Genomic DNA, 1,368 nt, shown 5'->3' with positions numbered 1-1,368 from the left:
CCCGCGGGGCTACCCCAAGGACCACCCCAGGATCGGGCTGCTGCGCCACAAGGGCCTGGTGGCCTGGCAGGAGTGGGAGCCGGCCGGGTGGCTGGAGACCCGCGCCGCCCACACCCGGATCACCGGCTTCCTGCGCGCCTCCCAGCCGCTGCGGGACTGGCTGGACGGCCACGTCGGCCCGTCCGAACTCCCCGGACGCTGACACCCTCCCGGAACGCGGGAGAGCCCCGGTCCACCGGACCGGGGCTCTCCCGACGAATCCCTACGTCACGAACGGATCCCTACTTGACGAACGGGTCGATCGCGCAGACCACCATCAGCAGCGACAGGTAGGTGATCGACCAGTGGAACAGCCGCATCTCCTTGAGCTTCGCGCCCACGATCCCGGCCTTGGCCCGCCCGTACAGCGCGTGCGCCTCGCGCAGCCAGGCCGCGCCCAGCAGCACCGCGGCGACCGGGTACAGCCAGCTCATGTGTCCCAGCGGCCAGAGCGCCAGCGAGACCGCCACCATCACCCAGGAGTAGATGACGACCTGCTTGCCGACCGCCACGTTGCCCTTGATCACCGGCAGCATCGGCACGCCGGCCCGCGCATAGTCGTCGCGGACCTTCATCGACAGCACCCAGGTGTGCGGCGGCGTCCAGAAGAACACCACCAGGAACAGCACCACCGCGGCCCAGGACATCGAGTTGGTCACCGAGGACCAGCCGACCAGCACCGGCATGCAGCCGGCGATGCCGCCCCAGACGATGTTCTGCGAGGTGCGCCGCTTGAGCCCCAGCGTGTAGACGAACACGTAGAACAGCAGCGCGCCCAGCGCCAGCCCGGCCGACAGCCAGTTGACCCCGAAGCCCAGCAGCAGGGTCGAGACGACCGCGAGCACGACGCCGAACACCAGCGCCTCGCGCGGCGACACCATCCCGGTGACGATCGGCCGCCGCTCGGTGCGCGACATGATCGCGTCGATGTCCCGGTCGATGTACATGTTGAGGGCGTTGGCGCCGCCGGCCGAGAGGTAGCCGCCGATGACGACCTTCAGCACCAGCAGCATGTTCGGCACGCCCTGTTGAGCCAGGAACATCACCGGCACGGTGCTCATCAGCAGCAGCTCGATGATCCGCGGCTTGGTCAGTGCGACGAACGCGCCGACACGGGCCCCGAACGGCCGGTGCGCAGGAGTCGCCCCGGTGACCCCGGCGGGACGGGTTTCGACGGCGGTCACTAACACCCCAACTGAAGATGAATCCTCGCAGGCGTCCACAGGAACGAAGGGTCCCGAATCGTCCGCTCTGCGCGTACCACGACACCATAGACGTTCCATATATCGCATCCGGCTCCGGGGTCCCCCGGCGAGGCGGAACGCACAC

The 1,368-nt window shown here is 69.0% G+C and carries 2 protein-coding genes; one reads left to right on the top strand and one right to left on the bottom strand.

Features of this window, described 5'->3' with window-relative positions; translation table 11 throughout:
* A partial coding sequence (locus tag ACIQOV_RS41525; RefSeq protein WP_401056342.1) for a DUF2461 family protein occupies window positions 1-202 on the top strand: 202 nt, incomplete at its 5' end.
* A 79-nt stretch (window positions 203-281) separates the two neighbouring features.
* On the opposite strand, the gene ACIQOV_RS41520 is transcribed toward ACIQOV_RS41525, so the two are convergent.
* Window positions 282-1,229, bottom strand: a complete 948-nt coding sequence (locus ACIQOV_RS41520; protein WP_380548947.1) for a heme o synthase — start codon at window positions 1,227-1,229, stop codon at window positions 282-284.
* Window positions 1,230-1,368: the final 139 nt, after the last annotated feature.

The organism is Kitasatospora sp. NPDC091257 (assembly GCF_044757675.1).
Taxonomy (GTDB): Bacteria; Actinomycetota; Actinomycetes; order Streptomycetales; family Streptomycetaceae; genus Kitasatospora; species Kitasatospora lactacystinica.
This window is presented reverse-complemented; position numbering and strand designations above follow the sequence as displayed.